We start from the raw sequence: 349 nt of genomic DNA on the forward strand, positions 1-349 counted from the left end.
CTTACGCACTTACCTGAAGAAGACGCCTTTCGCGCGCATGAGCCCAAGCAACCTGAGGCTCAAACTCATCAAAGTGGGCGCAGTCATCATCCGCAATACGCGCCGAATCCGGGTGTTGATGAGTGACAGCTACCCCTATAAAGCGCAACTATCCGATCTCGTCAGGCGGTTGGTGCCGAACTGAATGCTCGGGCTCCCCCGGCCCGACGCAATGGGGGAAAGGGGGAAGTGTGTCTTAACGACGGAAAGTGGTTAAAAAGTAGGCAATTTAAGATGTACCAATAGGTTTTTAATAGCATGGCGGCCTGGGTGCGGTACTTGCTGAGGTGCTATGAGAAATCCGGGCTAG

At 53.6% G+C, this 349-nt stretch carries 1 protein-coding gene; it reads left to right on the plus strand.

The annotated features are described in order from the left end of the window. Nucleotides 1–184: transposase (locus ACT3TJ_RS18080; RefSeq protein WP_444666141.1), on the plus strand; the 184-nt coding region annotated here is incomplete at its 5' end. Nucleotides 185–349: the final 165 nt, after the last annotated feature.

The organism is Halomonas sp. AOP30-A1-24 (assembly GCF_052378165.1).
GTDB lineage: Bacteria > Pseudomonadota > Gammaproteobacteria > Pseudomonadales > Halomonadaceae > Vreelandella > Vreelandella citrativorans.